We start from the raw sequence: 18978 nt of genomic DNA, 5'->3' as shown, positions 1-18978 counted from the left end.
CAATTGCTGAATTTTTGGGCAGGTACAATCGTGCCTCCTTTTTCAGCAACCTCGCAGCGCTCACTTCCCATGAACATCGGCCCTTACGCTTTGGCGAACAACCTGTTTGTCGCGCCCATGGCTGGTGTCACGGACAGGCCGTTCCGCCAGCTCAGCAAGAAGCTCGGTGCGGGCTATGCGGTCAGCGAAATGGTGACCTCTCGCCGCGACCTGTGGGATACGCTGAAGACTTCGCGCCGTGCGAACCACGAAGGTGAGGCCGCACCGATCGCCGTGCAGATTGCCGGTACCGACGCGCAGATGATGGCCGAGGCCGCCGCCTACAACATCGACCGCGGCGCGCAGATCATCGACATCAACATGGGCTGCCCGGCCAAGAAGGTCTGCAACAAGTGGGCGGGCTCGGCGCTGATGCAGGACGAACCCCTGGCGCTGCAGATCGTGGATGCTGTGGTGGCCGCCTGCGCACCGCGCAATGTGCCGGTCACGCTCAAGATGCGCACGGGCTGGTGCCAGGCTGAAAAGAACGCCCTGGCGATTGCCCGTGCCGCCGAAAGTGCCGGCGTGCAGATGATCACCGTGCACGGCCGCACGCGCGAGCAGGGCTACAAAGGCCATGCCGAGTACGACACAATTGCCGCCGTGAAAGCCGCGCTGCGCATTCCGGTGGTAGCCAACGGCGATATCACCAGCCCTGAAAAAGCGCGTGATGTGCTGGCGTATACCGGTGTCGATGCCGTGATGATTGGCCGCGCTGCGCAGGGGCGTCCGTGGATTTTTCGCGAGATTTCACATTTCCTTTCAAGCGGCACGCATCTTGCGCCACCGCTGGTGGCGGAAGTTGAACGCCTGCTGCTGGACCATTTGCGTGACCACTACGATTTGTACGGTGAATACACCGGCGTGCGGACGGCGCGCAAACACATCGGCTGGTATGTGAAGACCTTGCCCGGTGGTGAGGCGTTTCGCGCGCAGATGAACCTGCTGGAAGACTGCGAAGCGCAACTGAAGGCGGTGAGTGCTTTTTTTGAAGGGCTGGGGGCGCAGATGGACCGGATTCCGGCTGCTGCCGTCGAGGTTGATGACGAGGGCGTGCCTGTGCAGGCACGGGCGAACAAAGATAAAAATCAGGAAAATCAGGAAGAAGCTGCTGCATGAGCAAAAAACATATCGAAGAGTGCGTACGCACCAGCCTGGAAGGCTATTTCAAGGACCTGCGTGGCACCGAGCCCGACGGCATGTACGAAATGATGGTCAAGGTGGTGGAAAAACCGCTGCTGGAAGTTGTCATGCAGCATGCCGAGCAAAACCAGTCGCGCGCCGCCGAATGGCTGGGCCTGAACCGCAACACCCTGCGCAAGAAGCTGGTTGAGCACAAGCTCATCAAATAAAAAAACACGCTCCCATGGTCCGGCCCTTTCGCCGGCCATCCTCTTTAGAGAAGACAAAAATGAACGCACTGATTTCCGTTTCGGACAAAACCGGCATCCTCGAATTCGCGCAGGCGCTGCATGCCCTGGGCATCAAGCTGCTGTCCACGGGCGGCACGGCCAAGCTGCTGGCTGACGCCGGGCTCCCGGTGACCGAAGTCGCCGATCACACCGGGTTTCCGGAAATGCTCGACGGTCGCGTCAAGACCTTGCACCCGAAGATTCACGGCGGCCTTTTGGCCCGCCGCGATGTGCCGGAGCACATGGCGGCGCTGACAACCCACGGCATTGACACCATCGACTTGCTCGTGGTCAATCTTTATCCGTTTGAGTCGACGGTCGCCAAGCCCGGCTGCACGCTGGAAGACGCGATTGAAAACATCGACATCGGCGGCCCCGCGATGGTGCGGTCGGCGGCCAAGAACTGGAAGGATGTCGGCGTGCTGACCGATGCCTCGCAGTATGAAGGTGTGCTGGCCGAATTGAAAACCGGCGGCAAACTGACCGACAAGACCAAGTTCGCCTTGTCGGTAGCGGCATTCAACCGCATCAGCCAGTACGACGGCGCGATCAGCGACTATCTCTCAGGCATCCAGGCCGACGGCAGTCACGGTATGTTCCCCGGCCAGGCCAACGGGCGTTTCGTGAAAGTGCAGGACCTGCGTTACGGCGAAAACTCGCACCAGCAAGCTGCGCTGTACCGCGATCTGTATCCCGCACCCGGCTCGCTGGTAACGGCCAAACAATTGCAGGGCAAAGAGCTCTCATACAACAACATCGCCGACGCCGACGCCGCCTGGGAATGCGTCAAGAGTTTTGACCTCATCAAGGACGGCGCCGCCTGCGTGATCGTCAAGCACGCCAACCCTTGCGGCGTGGCGGTGGGCAAGGACGGCCTTGAAGCCTACAGCAAGGCCTTCAAGACCGACCCGACTTCGGCCTTCGGCGGCATCATCGCCCTCAATTGCCCGCTCGACGAGCGCGCCGCACAGCAGATTTCCAAGCAGTTTGTCGAAGTGCTGATGGCGCCTGCCTTCACACCCGAAGCGCTGGAAGTGTTCAAGACCAAGGTCAACGTGCGGATTTTGCAGATTGACCTGCCGCCCGGCGGCGACACGGCCTGGAAGCAGGGCCGCAACCTGATGGACGTCAAGCGCGTTGGCTCGGGCCTGTTGATGCAGACCGCAGACAACCACGAACTGGCCATCGGCGACCTGAAAGTCGTCAGCAAGCTGCAGCCGACGCAGGAGCAGCTGCATGACATGCTGTTTGCCTGGAAGGTTGCGAAGTACGTCAAGTCCAACGCCATCATCTTTTGCAAGGACGGCATGACACTGGGCGTCGGCGCCGGCCAGATGAGCCGCATCGATTCGGCTCGCATCGCCTCCATCAAGGCCGCCAACGGCGGGCTGACGCTGCAGGGCTCAGCAGTGGCGAGCGACGCTTTTTTCCCTTTCCGCGACGGCCTCGACGTGGTGGTGGACGCCGGCGCGACCTGCGTGATCCAGCCCGGTGGCAGCATGCGGGACGACGAGGTTATCGCGGCAGCCGACGAGCGCGAAGTGGTGATGGTGCTGACCGGGGTCCGGCACTTCCGGCATTAAGTCACGTTTTAAGGGTTTTTGATCGATAGCCCAATGGGAATGGGCGCGAACAGCTATCAAATTGATAGCATAACGCGTCCCTTTTCCCTTTTGGGTGAACAGGCCAGAGGCGGCGCAAGAACACTTCCGCACCTTGAACCCTGCATCAATGTACGGCCGCTATTGATTTAATAGCCGCTCGCGCCCGCCCTGATTGGGCTGAAGCCCGAATACTGCAATATATGTCAGGGCGCTGCCTTAGCCGGCGGCGAAGAACCTGGCCGCAGCCGCCACCGTCGCTTCGATGTCCGCGTCCGTATGCGCCGAACTCACAAAGCCTGCTTCATATAGCGCCGGCGCGTAATACACCCCGCTGTCCAGCATCGCATGAAAGAAGCGATTGAACGCAGGGCTGTCGGTCGTCATGACCGTGGCGTAGTTCTGCGGTAATTGGCCGAGCAGGAAAAAGCCGAACATGCCGCCTTCGCTGTCACCGCAAAATGGCACACCGGCCTTGCCGGCAGCCTGCGTGAGGCCGGTGACCAGGCTGCGGGTTCGGGCGCCCAGTGCTTCGTAAAAGCCGGGTTTGGCGATCTCGCGCAAGGTTGCCAGGCCGCAGGCGGTGGCCACGGGGTTGCCTGATAGCGTGCCGGCCTGGTAGACCGGGCCCAGCGGTGCCAGTTGCTCCATCACGGCGCGCGTGCCGCCAAAGGCGGCCAGTGGCATGCCGCCGCCTATCACCTTGCCCATGACCGTCATGTCGGGCTTGAAGCCGGGAATGCTGCGGGCGTAAACGCTCTGGGCGCCACCCAGCGCCACGCGAAAGCCGGTCATGACCTCGTCGAACACGAGCAGGGCACCGTGCTGCGTACACAGTTCGCGGCAGCGCTTCATGAAGGGCACGCTGGCACGCACAAAGTTCATGTTGCCGGCGATCGGCTCGATCATCAGGCAGGCGATGTCCTTGCCGTGCAGCGCGAAGGCTTCTTCGAGCTGGGTGAGGTGGTTGTATTCGAGCACCAGGGTGTGCTGCACCACTTCGGGCGGCACGCCGGCGCTGGTCGGGTTGCCGAAAGTGGCCAGGCCTGAACCGGCCTTGACCAGCAGGGCGTCGGCATGACCGTGGTAGCAGCCTTCGAATTTGATGATCTTGCTGCGGCCCGTGGCGCCGCGCGCCAGGCGGATCGCGCTCATGGCTGCCTCGGTGCCTGAGCTGACCAGGCGCACCATCTCGAGCGAAGGCACAAGGCGCACGATTTCCTCGGCGAGCTCCACTTCACGCTCGGTCGGTGCGCCGTAGGAAAAGCCTTCCAGTACGGCTTTTTGCACGGCTTCAACGACCGCCGGATGGCCATGGCCCAGGATCATGGGACCCCAGGAACCGATGTAGTCGATGTAACGCCGACCGTCCGCATCCCAGAAGTAGGCGCCCTGTGCGCGCTGGATAAAACGGGGTGTGCCGCCTACCGCCTTGAAGGCCCGAACCGGGGAGTTGACGCCACCGGGGATCAGCTTTTTGGCACGCTCAAACAGCGCGTTGTTGCGGGAGAGTTCGGCGGAAAGGGGCTTGGCAGGGGGCTTAGTGTTTGGTTGTTCCATTGGGGGGCAGGTCAATTTCAGTCTTCAAAACCAGGGCGGCATCATCGCCAGGCTCGGCATCAGCCGCTTCGTCTTCGGATTCATCGACATCAGCCTGTGCCCAGAACAGGCGGTCCGGCACGATATTGCCCATGCCGGGATGAAAGCCGGCATCCAGGCTGTGGTCCAGGTAAGTCAGTGCCTCGGAGGTGGCCGCCTGCAGGTCATGGCCGTTGGCCAGCAGTGCGCAAAGGGCCGCAGACAGCGTATCACCTGCACCGGCAAAGACCGCCTCGAAACGTTCGAATTTCTCGCTGTAAAGCACGGCTTGCGGCGTGGCCAGCACGTTGTCGATGAATTGGTCGGGCATGGGGATTCCGGTGACCAGCGTGTAGGGAACACCCAGGTCGGCAGCGGCCTTGGCAATATCCCGAGCCGAGGGATTGCGCTCCCCGGACCAGTCCGGCAGCAGCCAGCGCCATAGGCTGCTGTGGTTGCCGACCAACACTGTGGTTTGCGGCAGCATCAGCTCGCGAAAGGCGTCCAGATAGCTGTCGATTTCGCTTTCTTCCCACCACGACAGGTTGGGCATATAGGCGATCAGCGGCACATCGGCATAGTCCGAGGCGATCTCGGCAATGGTGCTGATGTTCTCGGGGCTGCCGACAAACCCGACCTTGATGGCGGATACCGCCATGTCTTCCAGCGCCGAGCGGGCCTGGTCGGTTACAGCCTCTTCGTCGAATGAAAAATGGTCGAAAATTTCGGCCGTGTCGCGCACATAAGCGCCTGTTACAACTGCCAGCGCGTGGGCTCCGGCAGAAGTGATCGATGCAATATCAGCAGTCAATCCGCCCGCTCCGCTGGGGTCGTTGGCGTTGAATGTCATGACGCAAGCCGGCGATGCGTCGGTATCCTCGATTTGGAGTTGTCGGCTGTCCAGTTGAGGATTTTTGGGGTTTGCCATAGGCTGCGATTTTGCCTTGTACGCGAATAAGCAACGCCGCCTCGATACAATTGTTGCATTCTATTCGAAGGCAACTTAAGCTGTGACTCAATCAATGACGTGGATGTGTTTAATTTGTGGGTGGATTTACGACGAAGCTGCCGGTGCGCCCGAACACGGGATTGCCGCCGGGACGCCATGGGCGCAAGTGCCCATGAACTGGACCTGTCCCGAATGCGGAGCCCGCAAGGAAGACTTTGAAATGGTTCAGATATAAGCGTCTTAGGCACTTGCCTGGACAATCGCAGGCCGGCATTTGCCGAGGGCCTGCAACATGAGGAGCATAGGCAGTGAGTATTCCCAGTTCCGGACTGAAGGTTTTGGTCATCGATGACAGCAATACCATTCGGCGCAGCGCCGAGATATTCCTGAAGCAGGGGGGGCATGAGGTATTGTTGGCCGAAGACGGGTTTGATGCCCTGTCCAAGGTCAACGACTACGAACCCAACCTGATTTTCTGCGACATTTTGATGCCCCGCCTGGATGGCTATCAAACCTGTGCGATTATCAAGCGCAACGCAAAGTTTGCTGGCGTCCCGATCGTCATGCTGTCCTCAAAAGACGGCGTTTTCGACAAGGCGCGGGGTCGTATGGTGGGTTCGCAAGACTACCTGACCAAACCTTTTACAAAAGATCAGCTGCTGCAGACCGTACAGGATCTCGGCAGCGCTAAACAAGGAGTAGTGTGATGGCAATCAAGAAAATACTGGTAGTTGACGACTCCAAAACCGAATTGATGTTCTTGACCGATCTGCTGGTCAAAAATGGTTTCACCGTCAAAACTGCTGAAAATGCAGAGGATGCATTTCGCCGCCTGGCGGAAGACAAGCCCGAACTGATCCTGATGGATGTGGTGATGCCGGGGCAAAACGGGTTCCAGCTGACGCGCGCCATCACGCGCGACCCGTTGTACTCGGATATCCCCATCATGATGTGCACCAGCAAGAACCAGGAAACTGACCGTGTCTGGGGCATGCGGCAGGGCGCCCGCGACTACATCACCAAGCCTGTGGATGCTGATGAGCTGATGGCCAAAATCAAGGCCCTTGGCTGATTTACGGCGTAAAACCAAAGCATGGCGAACAGACAAGCACTTAGAGAGCTACAAACCCGGCTGGCCGACAGGTTGCAGATTGCGCGGACGCAAGGCGTTGCCGCGTCCTGGCTGGCCGTGGAGGCTGGCGGGAAGAAATACCTGTTTCCCCTGAGCCAATCCGGTGAAATTTTCCCGTGGGTCAGTACGCAGCCTGTTCCGTATACGCAAGCCTGGTTCGCCGGTGTTGCCAATTTGCGCGGCGGCCTGTTTGGTGTCGTGGATCTGGCGAGTTACGTCAGCGGCAAAGCACCCCCTCCCAAAAACGAGCTTGCACGCACGGATTCCAGGCTTGTTGCACTCAACAGTGCCCTGGAAGTTAACTGCGCATTGCTGATCGACAAGCTGTCCGGGCTGCGCAATCAGGAGGCGTTCAGTGATTTTTCCGAAAAAGCGCCCGACGCGCCCGATTTCTTTGGCAACCAGTACGTTGACCTTAATGGTGCGACCTGGCAGGAAATCAACCTTCAGTTGCTTGCCCAGCAAGCGCATTTTTTGACGATAGGCGCATAGCGCACACTGTTTCTCTCCCGGAAGGCTCACCATGTCTGTTATTGAAAATATCCAGAAGCTATTTAAAACCAAGCCCGATCAGCCCGAGGACAGCATGGACATGGCTTCCGTCGGTACGCCAGATCCTCTTGCGACCGGAGCCATGGATCAGGCTGCGCTTCAGACCGCAGCGATTCGGCAGCCGGGTGGAAATGACGATGCTTTCGCGCCCAGCCGCATGGCGACCGCCGAGGACGGCGCACCTGCGGTAAATCAAGAGCTGCTGCGTCTGCCTTTATTGGGCCGCAGGACCATCGGTCAGCATCAGCGGGTGCTGGTGTTTTTCCTCGCCGTCGCGGTGGCTGTCCTGGGTACGGTGACTTTCCTGGCGCTGAGCCAGGCGGATAAAGTGGCTCAACAGGTGGCGGCCACCGGGCAGTCTTTGATGCAGTCGCAGCGTCTGGCGAAATCGGTGTCTCAGGCGCTGGTGGGCAGTGCCCAGGCCTTCCCTGACGTGCGTGAGAGTTCTGACGTACTGGCAAAAACCGTGCGCGGACTGAAATCCGGTGAAGAAAGTCTGCGTCTGGCGCCAGTGAGTGATGACCTGCAATCTGACGTGGAAAAGGTCACGCCTTTCATGGAGCGCGCTGAAAAGAACGCGAAAACCGTGATGGGTCAGCAAAATATTCTGACCCAGGTGGGCAACGCCCTGCGCACCATTAACCGCCAGTCTTCGGATTTGCTGGAAATTGCAGAAACTGTTTCGTCACTCAAACTCCAGCAGAATGCGGCGCCGGCTGAAATTTCGGCATCCGGTCAGCTGGTGATGTTGACCCAGCGGATTGGTAAGTCTGCCAATGAGTTCCTGACCATGGAGGGCGTGAGCCCTGAAGCCGTGTTCCTGCTGGGCAAGGATTTGAACTCGTTCAAGGAAATTGCGCAGGGTTTGCAGGAAGGCAGCCCCGAGTTGCGCCTGGCCGGCTCCAAAGATCCGCAAACGCGCGAGCGGCTGGAAGCCCTGATGGCGCTCTATGAGCAAACCCGTGTGCAAGCTGGTGCCATTTTGGGTAACTTGCAGGGCCTGGTGTCTGCCCGTGAAGCGCAATCTTCGATTATTGCGGACAGTGAGCCCCTTCGCCGTGGCCTTGAGGATTTGCAGGGCAAGTTGTCGCTGCAAACCGGTCTGAGCGTTTTGTCGCTGGCCATCCTCGCGGGTGCTGCTACCTTTGCCCTATTGTGCGCAGCTGGCCTGGCCAAGCTGCAGGTGGAAGACAGTAAGCAGCGTCAGGCTGTTGCTGAAACCCAGCGACAGGAAGCGAAAGGGCAAGAGCAGGACGCCAAGCGCGTCAACGACGCCAACCAGGCCGCCATTTTGCGGTTGATGAACGAGTTGCAGACAGTGGCTGAAGGTGACTTGACGCAGGAAGCGACTGTGACCGAGGACATTACCGGCGCTATCGCCGACTCGGTGAACTACACGGTGGAAGAGTTGCGGCAGCTGGTGGGTAACGTACAGAACACGGCGACCCGCGTTGCGCAAACGACGGCCCAGGTGGAAAGTACCTCTACCGAACTGCTGGCAGCGTCCACTGAGCAGCTGCGCGAGATTCGTGAAACCGGCCAGTCGGTGCTTGATATGGCATCCCGAATTAACGAGGTGTCCACACAGGCGCAGGAATCTTCCCAGGTGGCGCGCCAATCGCTGACAGCCGCCGAATCCGGCCTGCAGGCTGTGCAGAACGCCATCGGCGGTATGAACTCCATCCGCGACCAGATCCAGGAAACCTCCAAGCGGATCAAGCGACTGGGTGAGTCCTCGCAGGAGATTGGTGAAATTACCGAACTGATTTCAGACATTACCGAACAGACCAACGTGCTGGCGCTGAACGCCGCCATTCAGGCCGCGTCAGCCGGCGAAGCCGGACGAGGCTTCTCGGTGGTTGCGGAAGAGGTGCAGCGACTGGCTGAACGTTCCGCAGATGCTACGCGCCAGATTTCGGCCCTGGTGAAAGCAATTCAGACCGACACGCAGGATGCCGTGGCCGCTATGGAACGCTCCACGCAGGGTGTGGTTGAAGGGGCCAAGCTGTCCGATAACGCGGGTACCGCGCTGACCGAGATTGACCAGGTGTCACGCCGGCTTGCTGACCTGATTGAGCAGATTTCAAACTCCGCCTCCCGCGAAGCCGCATCGGCGAACGTGGTGGCCGGCAACATTCAGCACATTTTCGCGGTGACGGAGCAAACGGGAGAAGGTACCCGTTCCACGGCACAGCAGGTGCGAGACCTTTCCCGCATGGCCGAAGAGCTGCGCCAGTCGGTGTCCCGATTCAAGATCGCCTGATGCCAGCTTGTCGTGCGCTGAACGCAGCTTTCGCCCCTGACACCGATTCCTGAACCGGCCCGTTATCTATGCAATCCAACGTCCCGAACTCAACAGCTGCCGAGCTCGACCTCGCTGTCAATGACCTGGGCCCCCTGGCCTGGGTACTTGACGAACTTCGCAAGTCGCTGGACGGTGCTGCCAAAGCGCTGAAGCGTTTTGTGCGGGACGCAGAAGCCGCGCGTGGGTCCGATCTTGCGGCGCTTGACGCCAGCCAGTTGCGCATCGCACGGCAGCAACTGCATCAGGCCGTGGGCGCGCTTGAAATGGTGGGCCTTGCGGGGCCAGCCTTGGTGTTGCGGGCGATGGAAGCTGCGGTACAGAAATTTGTGCAGCAACCTGAGCAATGCAGCCAGGACGCTGCCGGAAAAATCGAACGCGCCAGTTTTGCGCTGACCGAGTATCTTGAAGGTGTGCTGGCCGACAAGCCCGTGTCACCCGTTTCGCTTTTCCCCCAATACCGTGATGTGCAGGAATTGGTGCGGGCCGACCGCATTCATCCGGCTGACTTGTGGCCGCTTGAGTGGCGCTGGCTGGAGCCGGAACTGGCGACGACAGCGGAGCCCCGCAATTACGATGATGGTGCTCGCGCTGTCATGGATCAATCGGTGCTTCAAATCATGAAGGGTAAGGCACCGCAGGCAGCCAAAAAAATGAAGGAGCTCAGCCTCGGATTTGCGGCCAGACAGGCGGACCGCCAACCCAGGATATTCTGGAAGATCGCGGCGGCCTATTTCGAAGCGGTCGCGCATGAGTTGCTCGGGTCGGACATCTATGTACGGCGAGCTGCATCGCGAATCCTGATGCAGTATGCCTCGCTTGCCAAGGGTGATACGGGGGTATCGGATCGGCTGGCGCAGGATTTGCTCTTCTTCTGTTCACAGGCTGTTTCTCCTCGCGCCAGCGACACGCCTGCACTTTCGGCAATCCGGTCAGCCTATGGTCTCAACCGATTCAAACCGGTGGACTATGAGCTCGTTCAATTCGGGCGTTTTGATCCGGCTCTGCTCGCCCAGGCCCGCAAGCGCATCACGTCTGCGAAAGAAACCTGGTCGTCGCTTTCCGCCGGGGACGCCAATAAATTCAAGTCCGTGACGGACCAGTTCAGCCTCGTCACGGATTCTCTGCTCAAGCTTCATCCGCCCAGCGAACCACTCGCGCAGGCGCTGACTCGCGCCGTGGATACGACGGTCCGGTCTGGTCAGGCCCCTGGAATAGAACTGGCCATGGAAGTGGCCACCTCGGTGCTTTACCTTGAAGCCGCTTTTGATGACCTGGATCCCAACGATCCCCAGCTGGCTGTGAGAACCGCCAATCTTGCTGAACGGCTGGAAGGCGTCCGTGCAGGCGGCGAGCCACAGCCTCTGGAAGGCTGGATGGAAGAGCTGTACCGCCGGGTCAGCGACAAGCAGACCATGGGCAGCGTAGTCGGTGAGTTGCGTGTGTCGCTGGGTGAGCTTGAAAAATCACTTGATGTGTTTTTCCGCAACCCGCAGGACAAAGTCGCGCTTCAATCCGTGCCCGGCCAGCTTTCACAAATGCGTGGCGTGCTGTCGGTACTCGGGCTTGATCAGGCCTCGCACGCCGTGCTGCGCATGCGGGACAGCGTTGAGCAGATGCTGGTCACTGAAATTGATGAACAGCGCGCGCGTGCAGCGGGAACATTCGAGCACCTCGGGAACAACCTTGGCGCCTTGAGTTTCCTCATCGATATGTTGAATTACCAGCCGGCGCTGGCGAAAAAACTGTTTGTGTTTGACGCGGAAAAAGGCGAGCTCAAGCCTTTGATGGGCCGGACCCAGAACGCCGGTAGTGCGGCGACCTCTGTCACGGTCAACAATGATGTGCTGTCACAGGAAGTGATTTCTGTTGTGCAGGATGCGGGTCTTGGCGAAACGGACCACAACCTCACGCTCAAACTTGACACGCTGGCCACGCATGCGGCGCTGGCCGAACAACCTGCGCTTGCGCAAAGTGCGCGCGAAGCCGCCGTCGCAGTTTCCGGAAGCAACGCGAGTGTTGCTGCGGAGGCGCTGACGACCTTGGCATTTGCCGTAACGCCGGTGCAGGCGGCGCCTGAGAGCCCGGCCGCGTCGGATGATTTTGAAGAAGACGACCTCCGTGACATCTTTCTTGAGGAGGCACGCGAAGTTGTCGGCAACGGCCAGCAAGCTTTGGCTGCGCTGGTCAATGATCCGGCCGATGTATCTCAACTCACGGTTTTGCGGCGTGCTTTTCATACGCTCAAGGGCAGCTCCCGCATGGTGGGACTCAACGAGTTCGGCGAGGCGGCGTGGTCGCTTGAGCAGATGCTCAATAGCTGGCTGGCCGACCAGAAGGTTGCCACGGATGAGTTCCGGGCTTTATCGCTGGAAGCCATGGGCGGTTTTGCAAAGTGGATTGAAGACATTGCGGGAAATCGCGATGGATCGTGGTCGGCGTCTACCTTCCGAGCCAGTGCCGATGCGATGCGCACTGAGGGCCGTTACAGCCCCCTGGTGACTGCCGTAGTCGATGCTGCCGAGGTTCCTGTGGCCGCCGTGGCGGCAGCAATGCCAACAGTGCTGGCACCTGAGCTGGAGCTGGATTCAGGTGTTCCCGAAACCGTGGGTGCTGAACCTGTTGCCGACCCGGCCGTCGTGACGGATCTGGATTTTGACCTCATGTTTGAGTCGGAAGGTGCAGCTGCGACCGCGAGCCCTGCGGAGCCTGCAGGTCCGTCTGTGGCAGAAATTGAAGGCATTGATTTCGGCAGTTTGTCCGCAGTTTCTGCGACGGCTGATACAACACCAGCGTCAACGCCGCCCGCTTCGGCGGAGCCGTTCGCATCCCTGGAAATAGATGCAACAGAACCGATCGAACTGTCGGACGCGGATTTCGACAAGCACTTTCAAGCCGAGGCCGTGGCGGCTGAACAGCCAACGCCTGTGGTCTTTGATTTCACCCCTGAGGGGCACAAACAATTGCCGGCAGCGGCCGAAGGCGCCGATCTGGCCGGGCAACCGCAACACTTGCAGGCTGCCGAAGTTCTGAAGACGGATGATGCGGTCGATGCAGCTGACAGTGTGCTGCCATTGGATGGCAATGGTGACGAACAGGTCAAGGTCATCGGTGCCTTGCGCATTGGAATTCCGCTTTACAACGTCTACCTGAATGAAGCAGATGAATGGTCACGCCGGCTTGTGACTGAGGTGGCCGAATGGGCGCTCGAGCTGAACCAACCGGTCAGTGACTCTACCGTCGCCCTGGCCCATTCCCTCGCGGGAAGTTCCGCGACTGTCGGGTTCCATGCCCTGTCCGGAATGGCTCGGGCGCTTGAACAGGCTTTGCAGCAATCCAGTGTTCACCACAGCAATGGCGCCGCCAGGTATGGGCAGGTATTTGTTGATGCAGCGGAAGACATCCGCCGGCTTCTGCACCAGTTTGCCGCGGGGTTTCTCAAGGAGGCGGATGCAACCATCCTTGACAGGCTGAAGCAACTCGATTTCTCTGATTCGGTTTTGCCACCGGGTAACGATTTTTCCGACTTCGACTTCTCCCCCGAATCGGTGGAGGTGGAAACGGTCTCTGTAGAGCCGGTGCGCTCACTGGAACCAGAGCCAGAAGTGACGCCGGCTCAGGTAATTGAAATGCCTGTCCCCGCTCAGGTCACGCCGGTGCCTCCACCTGCTGCTGTCGTCTCTCCGCCTGCCCGGCTGGTAGCGACCGTGGCTGCACCAGTGAACTCGAACTTCGAGGAAGACGAGGACGACGAAATCGATGCGGTCGATGCGATTGATCCCGACCTGTTTCCGATTTTTGAAGAAGAAGCTGCAGAACTCATGCCCCAGCTGGGGGGCGCACTGCGGCAGTGGTCTTCACGTCCTGATAACCAGGGCGCACGCATGGAAGTCCTCCGTGCACTTCACACGCTCAAAGGCAGCGCCCGGCTGGCAGGTGCATTGCGGTTAGGCGAAATGGCTCACCGGATTGAGTCCGAAATCGAACATCTCGGCTCTGATGCGGCTTCAACCCAGGAATTCGAACCCCTGATGACGCGTTTTGACGCCATGGAAGCTACATTTGAGGCCTTGCGCCGTGCTGATGCGGCTGCTGCGGCTGCACCCGTCACGCTTGCGCCTATTGCACCTATTGCGCCTATCGCGACCGTTGAGCCCGTACTGAAGTCGACCACGCAGGACAAGCCCGCTCCAATTGTGGATGCACAGGAAACTCCAGCCGAGAGCGCCGCTCCGGTTGCCGCCGGTGCGGGCCGCAAGCTCACGGTGCCGGCGCCGCAGACCATGGCCATGCAGCCATTGCGACAGGCGGCCAACGCCTCGATCCGCGTGCGCTCCCAGTTGCTTGACCGCATGGTGAACCAGGCTGGTGAGGTCATGATCACGCGCTCCCGGCTGGAAGCCGAACTCAGCCAGCTCCGAGGCTCGCTGAACGACATGAGCGGTAACTTGAACCGCTTGCGCCAGCAGCTGCGGGACATTGAGTTGCAGGCTGAAACCCAGATGCAGTCGCGATTGGCTCAGGCCAAGGAAGCCCAGGCAGGGTTCGACCCGCTGGAGTTCGACCGCTTTACCCGCGTACAGGAACTGACGCGAATGATGGCCGAGTCGGTGAATGACGTGGCAACCGTGCAGCGCACCTTGCAGCGCACGGTGGAAGCCACCGAAGACGACTTGATCGCCCAGGCTCGCCAGACCCGAGAGCTGCAACGCGACCTGCTCCGTACCCGCATGGTGGAGTTCGAAGGCATCTCCGAGCGCCTGTACCGCGTGGTGCGCCAAGCGTCCAAGGAAACCGGCAAGCAGGTCCGCCTGGACTTGCTGGGCGGCACCATGGAAATGGACCGCGGCATGCTGGACCGTATGACACCGGCCTTTGAGCACTTGCTGCGCAACTGCGTGGCCCACGGTATTGAAAGTACGCAGGTTCGCACCGATGCGGGCAAGGACCCGGTCGGCCTGATCACCGTTCACTTGCGCCAGGAAGGTAACGACGTTTCGGTTGACTTCAGCGATGACGGCGCTGGCCTGAACCTGGCACGTATCCGCGAAAAGGCCATCAGCCTCGGGATGATCACGGCTGATCAACCGCTGGAAGACGGCGACGCCGCTAACCTGATTTTCATGCCCGGCTTCTCTACGGCCGCGCAGGTGACCGAGCTGGCAGGACGCGGCATCGGTATGGATGTAGTCCGCTCTGAAGTCAACGCGCTCGGTGGCCGGATCGAAACTTCCACCGTCGCCGGTCAGGGAACGCACTTCAAGCTGGTACTCCCGCTGACTACTGCTGTGACGCAGGTGGTGATGATCCGCTCGGGCAATCTCTCAATCGGCGTACCTGCCAACGTTGTGGAAACCGTCAGGCGCGCTTCGGCCAAAGAGCTGCAGCAGGCCTATAACACCGGCACACTGGAGATTGCCGGCGAGTCGATGCCCTTCTTCTGGTCCGGTGCATTGCTGCAGGCCTCGCACCACAGCGCCGAAGCCCAGGGCAAGACCACACCGGTCGTGATTTTCCGAAGCGCCGCACAGCGCATTGCCCTGCATGTCGATGAAGTGTTGGGCAACCAGGAGGTTGTGGTCAAGAACCTGGGCCCGCAGTTGTCCCGTCTGCCCGGCCTGGCCGGTATGTCAGTGCTGGCTTCCGGTGCGGTCGTGCTGATTTACAACCCGGTTGCGCTGGCTTCCGTGTATGGCCAGCAGGCGCGCGCATGGAGTTCAGACCGGGCCGAGCCGCACATGCTTGAAGGCTCCGGCGCTACCGCGGCAACCACCGACGGCGGCAGCGGCAGCGTCGCGAAAACGACGATGGCGGCACCTGTCGCCCCGCAGATTCCGTTGATTCTTGTGGTCGATGACTCCATTACGGTTCGCCGGGTTACGCAACGTCTGCTTCAGCGTGAAGGCTACCGTGTCTCCATGGCGGCCGACGGTCTGCAAGCGCTTGAACGCCTGCAGGAAGAGCGGCCGGCCGTGGTGCTGTCAGATATCGAAATGCCGCGCATGGATGGCTTTGACCTGGCGCGCAACATCAGGGCTGACGTGCGCCTCAGTAACCTGCCCATCATCATGATCACGTCCCGCATCGCCGAGAAGCACCGTGAACATGCCAAGGAGCTGGGCGTCGACCACTATCTGGGCAAACCGTTCTCTGAAGAAGAGTTGATGAGCCTGGTGCGCCACTATTGCGCTGCCGAGACCACCGCGACCGCCTGAGGTAAAAAAGCAGAAAAAAGCCTGTAGCCTAGGTAGGACGTGCGCAAGCAGCTCCTAAAATAATAGCAAGGCCTGAGAGTTTCTCTCAGGCCTTTTTTACGACCGCATAGCGCTGCAGGGTCAGCGCCCGCGCTTCGTCGTGCTGCACGATGGGCATCGGGTAGTTTTGGCCCAACACCACGCCCGCGGCGGCCAGCTCCAGCGGTTTCGCAAGCCAGGGGCTGTGTAGCGCCTTGTCTGGCAGCTGTGCCAGCACTGGGAGGTATTTGCGGATAAATTTCCCGTCAGAGTCGAACCTCTCGCTCTGGCTGACCGGGTTGAAGATGCGGAAATAAGGCTGCGCGTCACAACCCGTGCTTGCCGCCCACTGCCAGCCCCCGTTGTTGGCTGACAGGTCAAAGTCGTTGAGCTTTTCGGCAAAGTAGCGTTCGCCCCAACGCCAGTCGATGCCGAGGTCTTTCACCAGAAAACTGGCAGTCACCATGCGCAGGCGGTTGTGCATATAGCCCGTCTGATTAATCTGGGCCATTGCCGCGTCCACCAGCGGGTAGCCCGTCCGGCCTTCGCACCAGGCCTGGAAAAACACTTGGGCTTTGTCCCCGCTCTCCCACTGTATCGCGTCATAGGCCGGCTTGAACGCGCTCCCGACGGCGTGCGGAAAATTGGCAAGGATCTGCGCATAAAAATCACGCCAGATCAATTCGCTGAGCCAGGTGGCGGCACCTTCATTCCCTCGATTTGCAGCGTTCAAAGCCAACGCAGCCATGTGCCGTATCGACACCGTGCCGAACCGAAGGTGCACACCCAGGTAACTCGGGCCCTTGACGGCAGGGAAGTCCCGCACCTCCTTGTACTGCGCCATGCGGCCAACGAAATCCCCCAAAAGCCGGGCACCGCCTTCACTGCCCGTGGGGATTTTCAGTGCCGACAGGTTGCTGGCCTGAAACCCCAACTCGCCCAGCGATGGGACAGGGCGCCTGCTTGCCGATACCGGTGCCAAGGCCGTACCGTACTTTTCGACGGGATAAGCTTTGAGGTAAAAATCGTCCACCTTCTTCAGCCAGGCATTTTTGTAAGGCGTGAACACGGTGTAAGGCTTGCCCGCCAAGGTCAGCACCTCCTGGCGCTCAAAAATAACGTGGTCCTTGAAGCTGTAAAAGGCCTTGCCCCCGGCCTCGAGCGCCGCCTGTACTGCAGCGTCGCGCGCCAGCGACTGCGGCTCATCATCGTGATTGGCAAAGACGGCATCGGCGCCCAGCTCTGCCGCCAGCCGCACCACCGCGTCCACGGCACCGTGATGGGCCGTCAACAGGCCGGCGCCGAGGCTGCCAGCCGCTGCGCCCAGCCTCTGCAGTTGGCCATCCAGCCTCAGTACCGATTCCTGTATGAATTCCACGCGGCGGTCAGTTTGGGGCAAAACCTCCAGAATGGTTTTGTCAAAAACAAATGCGCAATACACCTGCTTACATGACTTCAGCGCGTGGTACAGAGCGGCGTTGTCCTGAACCCGCAGGTCGCGCCTGAACCACATCAACCCCGTTTCATACTTCTTGTGCATCCGGCCATCGTAGCGAAAAGCGGCTATCCGGCCGTAGATCCCCCGCGAATTGGCGGGTGGCCGGCAGGGTGGGCTCCCCGCGCCGTCCCGTCCGGCGTAAAATCCCGCCATGGCCACGGATTCTGCATCGATCAACCTCACGCACCACTTCCTCATTGCCATGCCGGGGATGGATGATGAAGCTTTTGCCAAGAGCGTGGTGTACATGTGCGAACACAGCGACCGGGGTGCGCTGGGGCTGGTCATCAACAAGCCCAGCGATATCAATCTCAAGAACCTGTTCGACAAGGTCGAGTTGCCTCTGCGGCGCGACGACCTGACCCAGTCCCCGGTATTCCAGGGCGGCCCGGTCCAGACCGAACGGGGCTTTGTTCTCCACGAATCCATGATGCCGGGCAACGAATCGGTCTATGCCTCGACGATGACGATCCCCGGCGGCCTCGAAATGACCACCTCCAAAGACGTGCTGGAAGCGCTCTCCACGGGCGCCGGCCCGCGCAGGGTGTTTGTCTCCCTTGGATATTCGGCCTGGGGTGAAGGCCAGCTGGAATCGGAAATCTCGGACAACAGCTGGCTCACGGTCGCAGCCGACGTCGGTGTGATTTTCGACACACCGGTAGAGCAACGCTACGACAAGGCGCTCATGCTGCTGGGCCTGCAAAGCTGGATGCTCTCTCCCGAGGCCGGTCACGCATGAGCCTTGCGGCCATGCCTTCCCTTCGGGCCTCTGGCCTCCAAACCTTTCTGGCTTTCGACTTCGGTCTCAAGCGCACCGGCGTTGCCACCGGCAACGTGCTGACCCGTACCGCCACCCCCCAGCCCACCATCAACGCTGAAGGCAGCGACGCCCGCCTCAAGGCGGTCGAGGCGCGCATCAAGGAGTGGCAGCCCGACGCCCTCGTCATCGGCGTGCCCTTTCACCCCGACGGCGCAAGCCACGACAATACCGTGCGCGCACAAAAGTTCGCCCGCCAGCTTCGCGGGCGCTTCGGCCTGCAGGTCTTTGAGGTGGATGAACGCTACAGCACCACCGAAGCACTGGCCGGCGGCGCAGCCGATGCCGACGCAGCCTCGGCCTGCATCATCCTCGAGCAGTTTTTAAGGAGTTTTCCATGAGCAGCCTGACCCTGGACGCTGAGGCGCTGTATAGCGACCTGCTGCGCGGCATGCGCCAGCAACTGGCGTCTTATCCCCAACCACCCAAGCTGGTCGGCGTGGCCTCGGGTGGTGCGTGGCTGGCACAGCGCCTGCAAAAAGACCTGGGCCTGGAAGGCGAAGCCGGCGTGCTGTCGTCCTCCATGCACCGCGACGATTTTTCACAGCGCGGCCTGGCTTCCAGCGGTCAAACGCTGCTGCCTTTTGACGTGAACGGCGCCCACCTGGTCGTGGTGGACGATGTGCTCTACACCGGCCGCACCATCCGGGCGGTGCTCAACGAATTGTTTGACTACGGCCGGCCCGCCAGTGTCAAGCTGGTCGTACTGGTAGACCGCGGCGGGCGCGAGCTGCCGGTGCAGCCCGACCTGGCGGTGGCGCGCGTGGCCTTGCCCGCTTCGCAGTCGCTTGAACTGGCCCGCGCAGAGGACGGCAAGTTCAGCTTCCAGGTTCAGGGCTGATCGTCACCATCACTATTACTGCCA

At 60.4% G+C, this 18978-nt stretch carries 15 protein-coding genes; 12 read left to right on the top strand and 3 right to left on the bottom strand.

The genetic code is table 11. From position 1 onward, the window contains the following. Positions 1 to 69 precede the first annotated feature (69 nt). Genes dusB through purH form a run of 3 tightly spaced genes read left to right on the top strand, consistent with a single transcriptional unit; the run spans position 70 to position 3034 of the window. On the top strand, positions 70 to 1158 hold the full coding sequence (gene dusB / locus AC1DZE_RS02855; RefSeq protein WP_477668349.1) for a tRNA dihydrouridine synthase DusB: 1089 nt from the start codon (positions 70 to 72) through the stop codon (positions 1156 to 1158). Further along, positions 1155 to 1391 carry a Fis family transcriptional regulator gene (locus AC1DZE_RS02850; RefSeq protein ID WP_348047983.1) on the top strand — a complete coding sequence of 79 codons (237 nt, stop codon included), beginning with the start codon at positions 1155 to 1157 and terminating at the stop codon, positions 1389 to 1391. Before dusB ends, AC1DZE_RS02850 begins: the two co-directional genes overlap by 4 nt. A 59-nt stretch (positions 1392 to 1450) precedes the next feature. Further along, entirely contained in the window at positions 1451 to 3034 is a 1584-nt protein-coding gene (purH, locus tag AC1DZE_RS02845) for a bifunctional phosphoribosylaminoimidazolecarboxamide formyltransferase/IMP cyclohydrolase (protein WP_477668348.1), read from the top strand. Between the two features lie 237 nt (positions 3035 to 3271). Here purH and hemL read toward each other — a convergent pair whose 3' ends face one another. Then, positions 3272 to 4612 carry a glutamate-1-semialdehyde 2,1-aminomutase gene (gene hemL / locus AC1DZE_RS02840; RefSeq protein ID WP_477672387.1) on the bottom strand — a complete coding sequence of 447 codons (1341 nt, stop codon included), beginning with the start codon at positions 4610 to 4612 and terminating at the stop codon, positions 3272 to 3274. Continuing rightward, positions 4593 to 5558, bottom strand: a complete 966-nt coding sequence (gene thiD, locus AC1DZE_RS02835; protein ID WP_477699754.1) for a bifunctional hydroxymethylpyrimidine kinase/phosphomethylpyrimidine kinase — start codon at positions 5556 to 5558, stop codon at positions 4593 to 4595. The genes hemL and thiD overlap by 20 nt, the downstream gene beginning before the upstream one ends. A gap of 82 nt (positions 5559 to 5640) precedes the next feature. On the opposite strand from thiD, the gene AC1DZE_RS02830 reads away from it, so the two are divergent. From AC1DZE_RS02830 to AC1DZE_RS02805, 6 genes are all read left to right on the top strand, one after another. Further along, complete coding sequence (locus AC1DZE_RS02830) at positions 5641 to 5814, top strand: rubredoxin (protein WP_092131853.1); 174 nt, start codon at positions 5641 to 5643, stop codon at positions 5812 to 5814. A gap of 73 nt (positions 5815 to 5887) precedes the next feature. Further along, positions 5888 to 6286 (top strand): response regulator, encoded by a 399-nt coding sequence (locus AC1DZE_RS02825; RefSeq protein ID WP_457281039.1) that lies wholly within the window; start codon positions 5888 to 5890, stop codon positions 6284 to 6286. Continuing rightward, a complete protein-coding gene (locus AC1DZE_RS02820; protein ID WP_007864987.1) occupies positions 6286 to 6651 on the top strand; it encodes a response regulator transcription factor in 366 nt (121 codons plus the stop codon). The genes AC1DZE_RS02825 and AC1DZE_RS02820 overlap by 1 nt, the downstream gene beginning before the upstream one ends. A 21-nt stretch (positions 6652 to 6672) precedes the next feature. Then, a complete protein-coding gene (locus AC1DZE_RS02815) occupies positions 6673 to 7203 on the top strand; it encodes a chemotaxis protein CheW (protein WP_092131850.1) in 531 nt (176 codons plus the stop codon). A gap of 31 nt (positions 7204 to 7234) precedes the next feature. Next, positions 7235 to 9526, top strand: a complete 2292-nt coding sequence (locus tag AC1DZE_RS02810; RefSeq protein ID WP_477668345.1) for a methyl-accepting chemotaxis protein — start codon at positions 7235 to 7237, stop codon at positions 9524 to 9526. 68 nt (positions 9527 to 9594) lie between these two features. Beyond that, positions 9595 to 15780 (top strand): hybrid sensor histidine kinase/response regulator, encoded by a 6186-nt coding sequence (locus AC1DZE_RS02805; RefSeq protein WP_477699753.1) that lies wholly within the window; start codon positions 9595 to 9597, stop codon positions 15778 to 15780. 85 nt (positions 15781 to 15865) lie between these two features. Here the strand turns inward: AC1DZE_RS02805 and AC1DZE_RS02800 are convergent, their stop codons facing one another. Further along, entirely contained in the window at positions 15866 to 17338 is a 1473-nt protein-coding gene (locus AC1DZE_RS02800; RefSeq protein WP_477699752.1) for a cryptochrome/photolyase family protein, read from the bottom strand. Between the two features lie 109 nt (positions 17339 to 17447). On the opposite strand from AC1DZE_RS02800, the gene AC1DZE_RS02795 reads away from it, so the two are divergent. Genes AC1DZE_RS02795 through pyrR form a run of 3 tightly spaced genes read left to right on the top strand, consistent with a single transcriptional unit; the run spans position 17448 to position 18954 of the window. Continuing rightward, a complete protein-coding gene (locus AC1DZE_RS02795) occupies positions 17448 to 18035 on the top strand; it encodes a YqgE/AlgH family protein (protein ID WP_457281035.1) in 588 nt (195 codons plus the stop codon). Then, positions 18032 to 18454: a Holliday junction resolvase RuvX gene (ruvX, locus tag AC1DZE_RS02790; RefSeq protein WP_477671807.1), complete on the top strand. Its 423-nt coding sequence runs from the start codon at positions 18032 to 18034 to the stop codon at positions 18452 to 18454. Before AC1DZE_RS02795 ends, ruvX begins: the two co-directional genes overlap by 4 nt. Continuing rightward, positions 18451 to 18954 carry a bifunctional pyr operon transcriptional regulator/uracil phosphoribosyltransferase PyrR gene (gene pyrR / locus AC1DZE_RS02785; RefSeq protein WP_477671806.1) on the top strand — a complete coding sequence of 168 codons (504 nt, stop codon included), beginning with the start codon at positions 18451 to 18453 and terminating at the stop codon, positions 18952 to 18954. Before ruvX ends, pyrR begins: the two co-directional genes overlap by 4 nt. Positions 18955 to 18978 lie beyond the last annotated feature (24 nt).

It is taken from the genome of Polaromonas sp. P1_F1 (assembly GCF_056405795.1).
The sequence above is the reverse complement of the archived record's forward strand: the minus strand, read 5'-3'. Positions and strand labels throughout refer to the sequence as shown.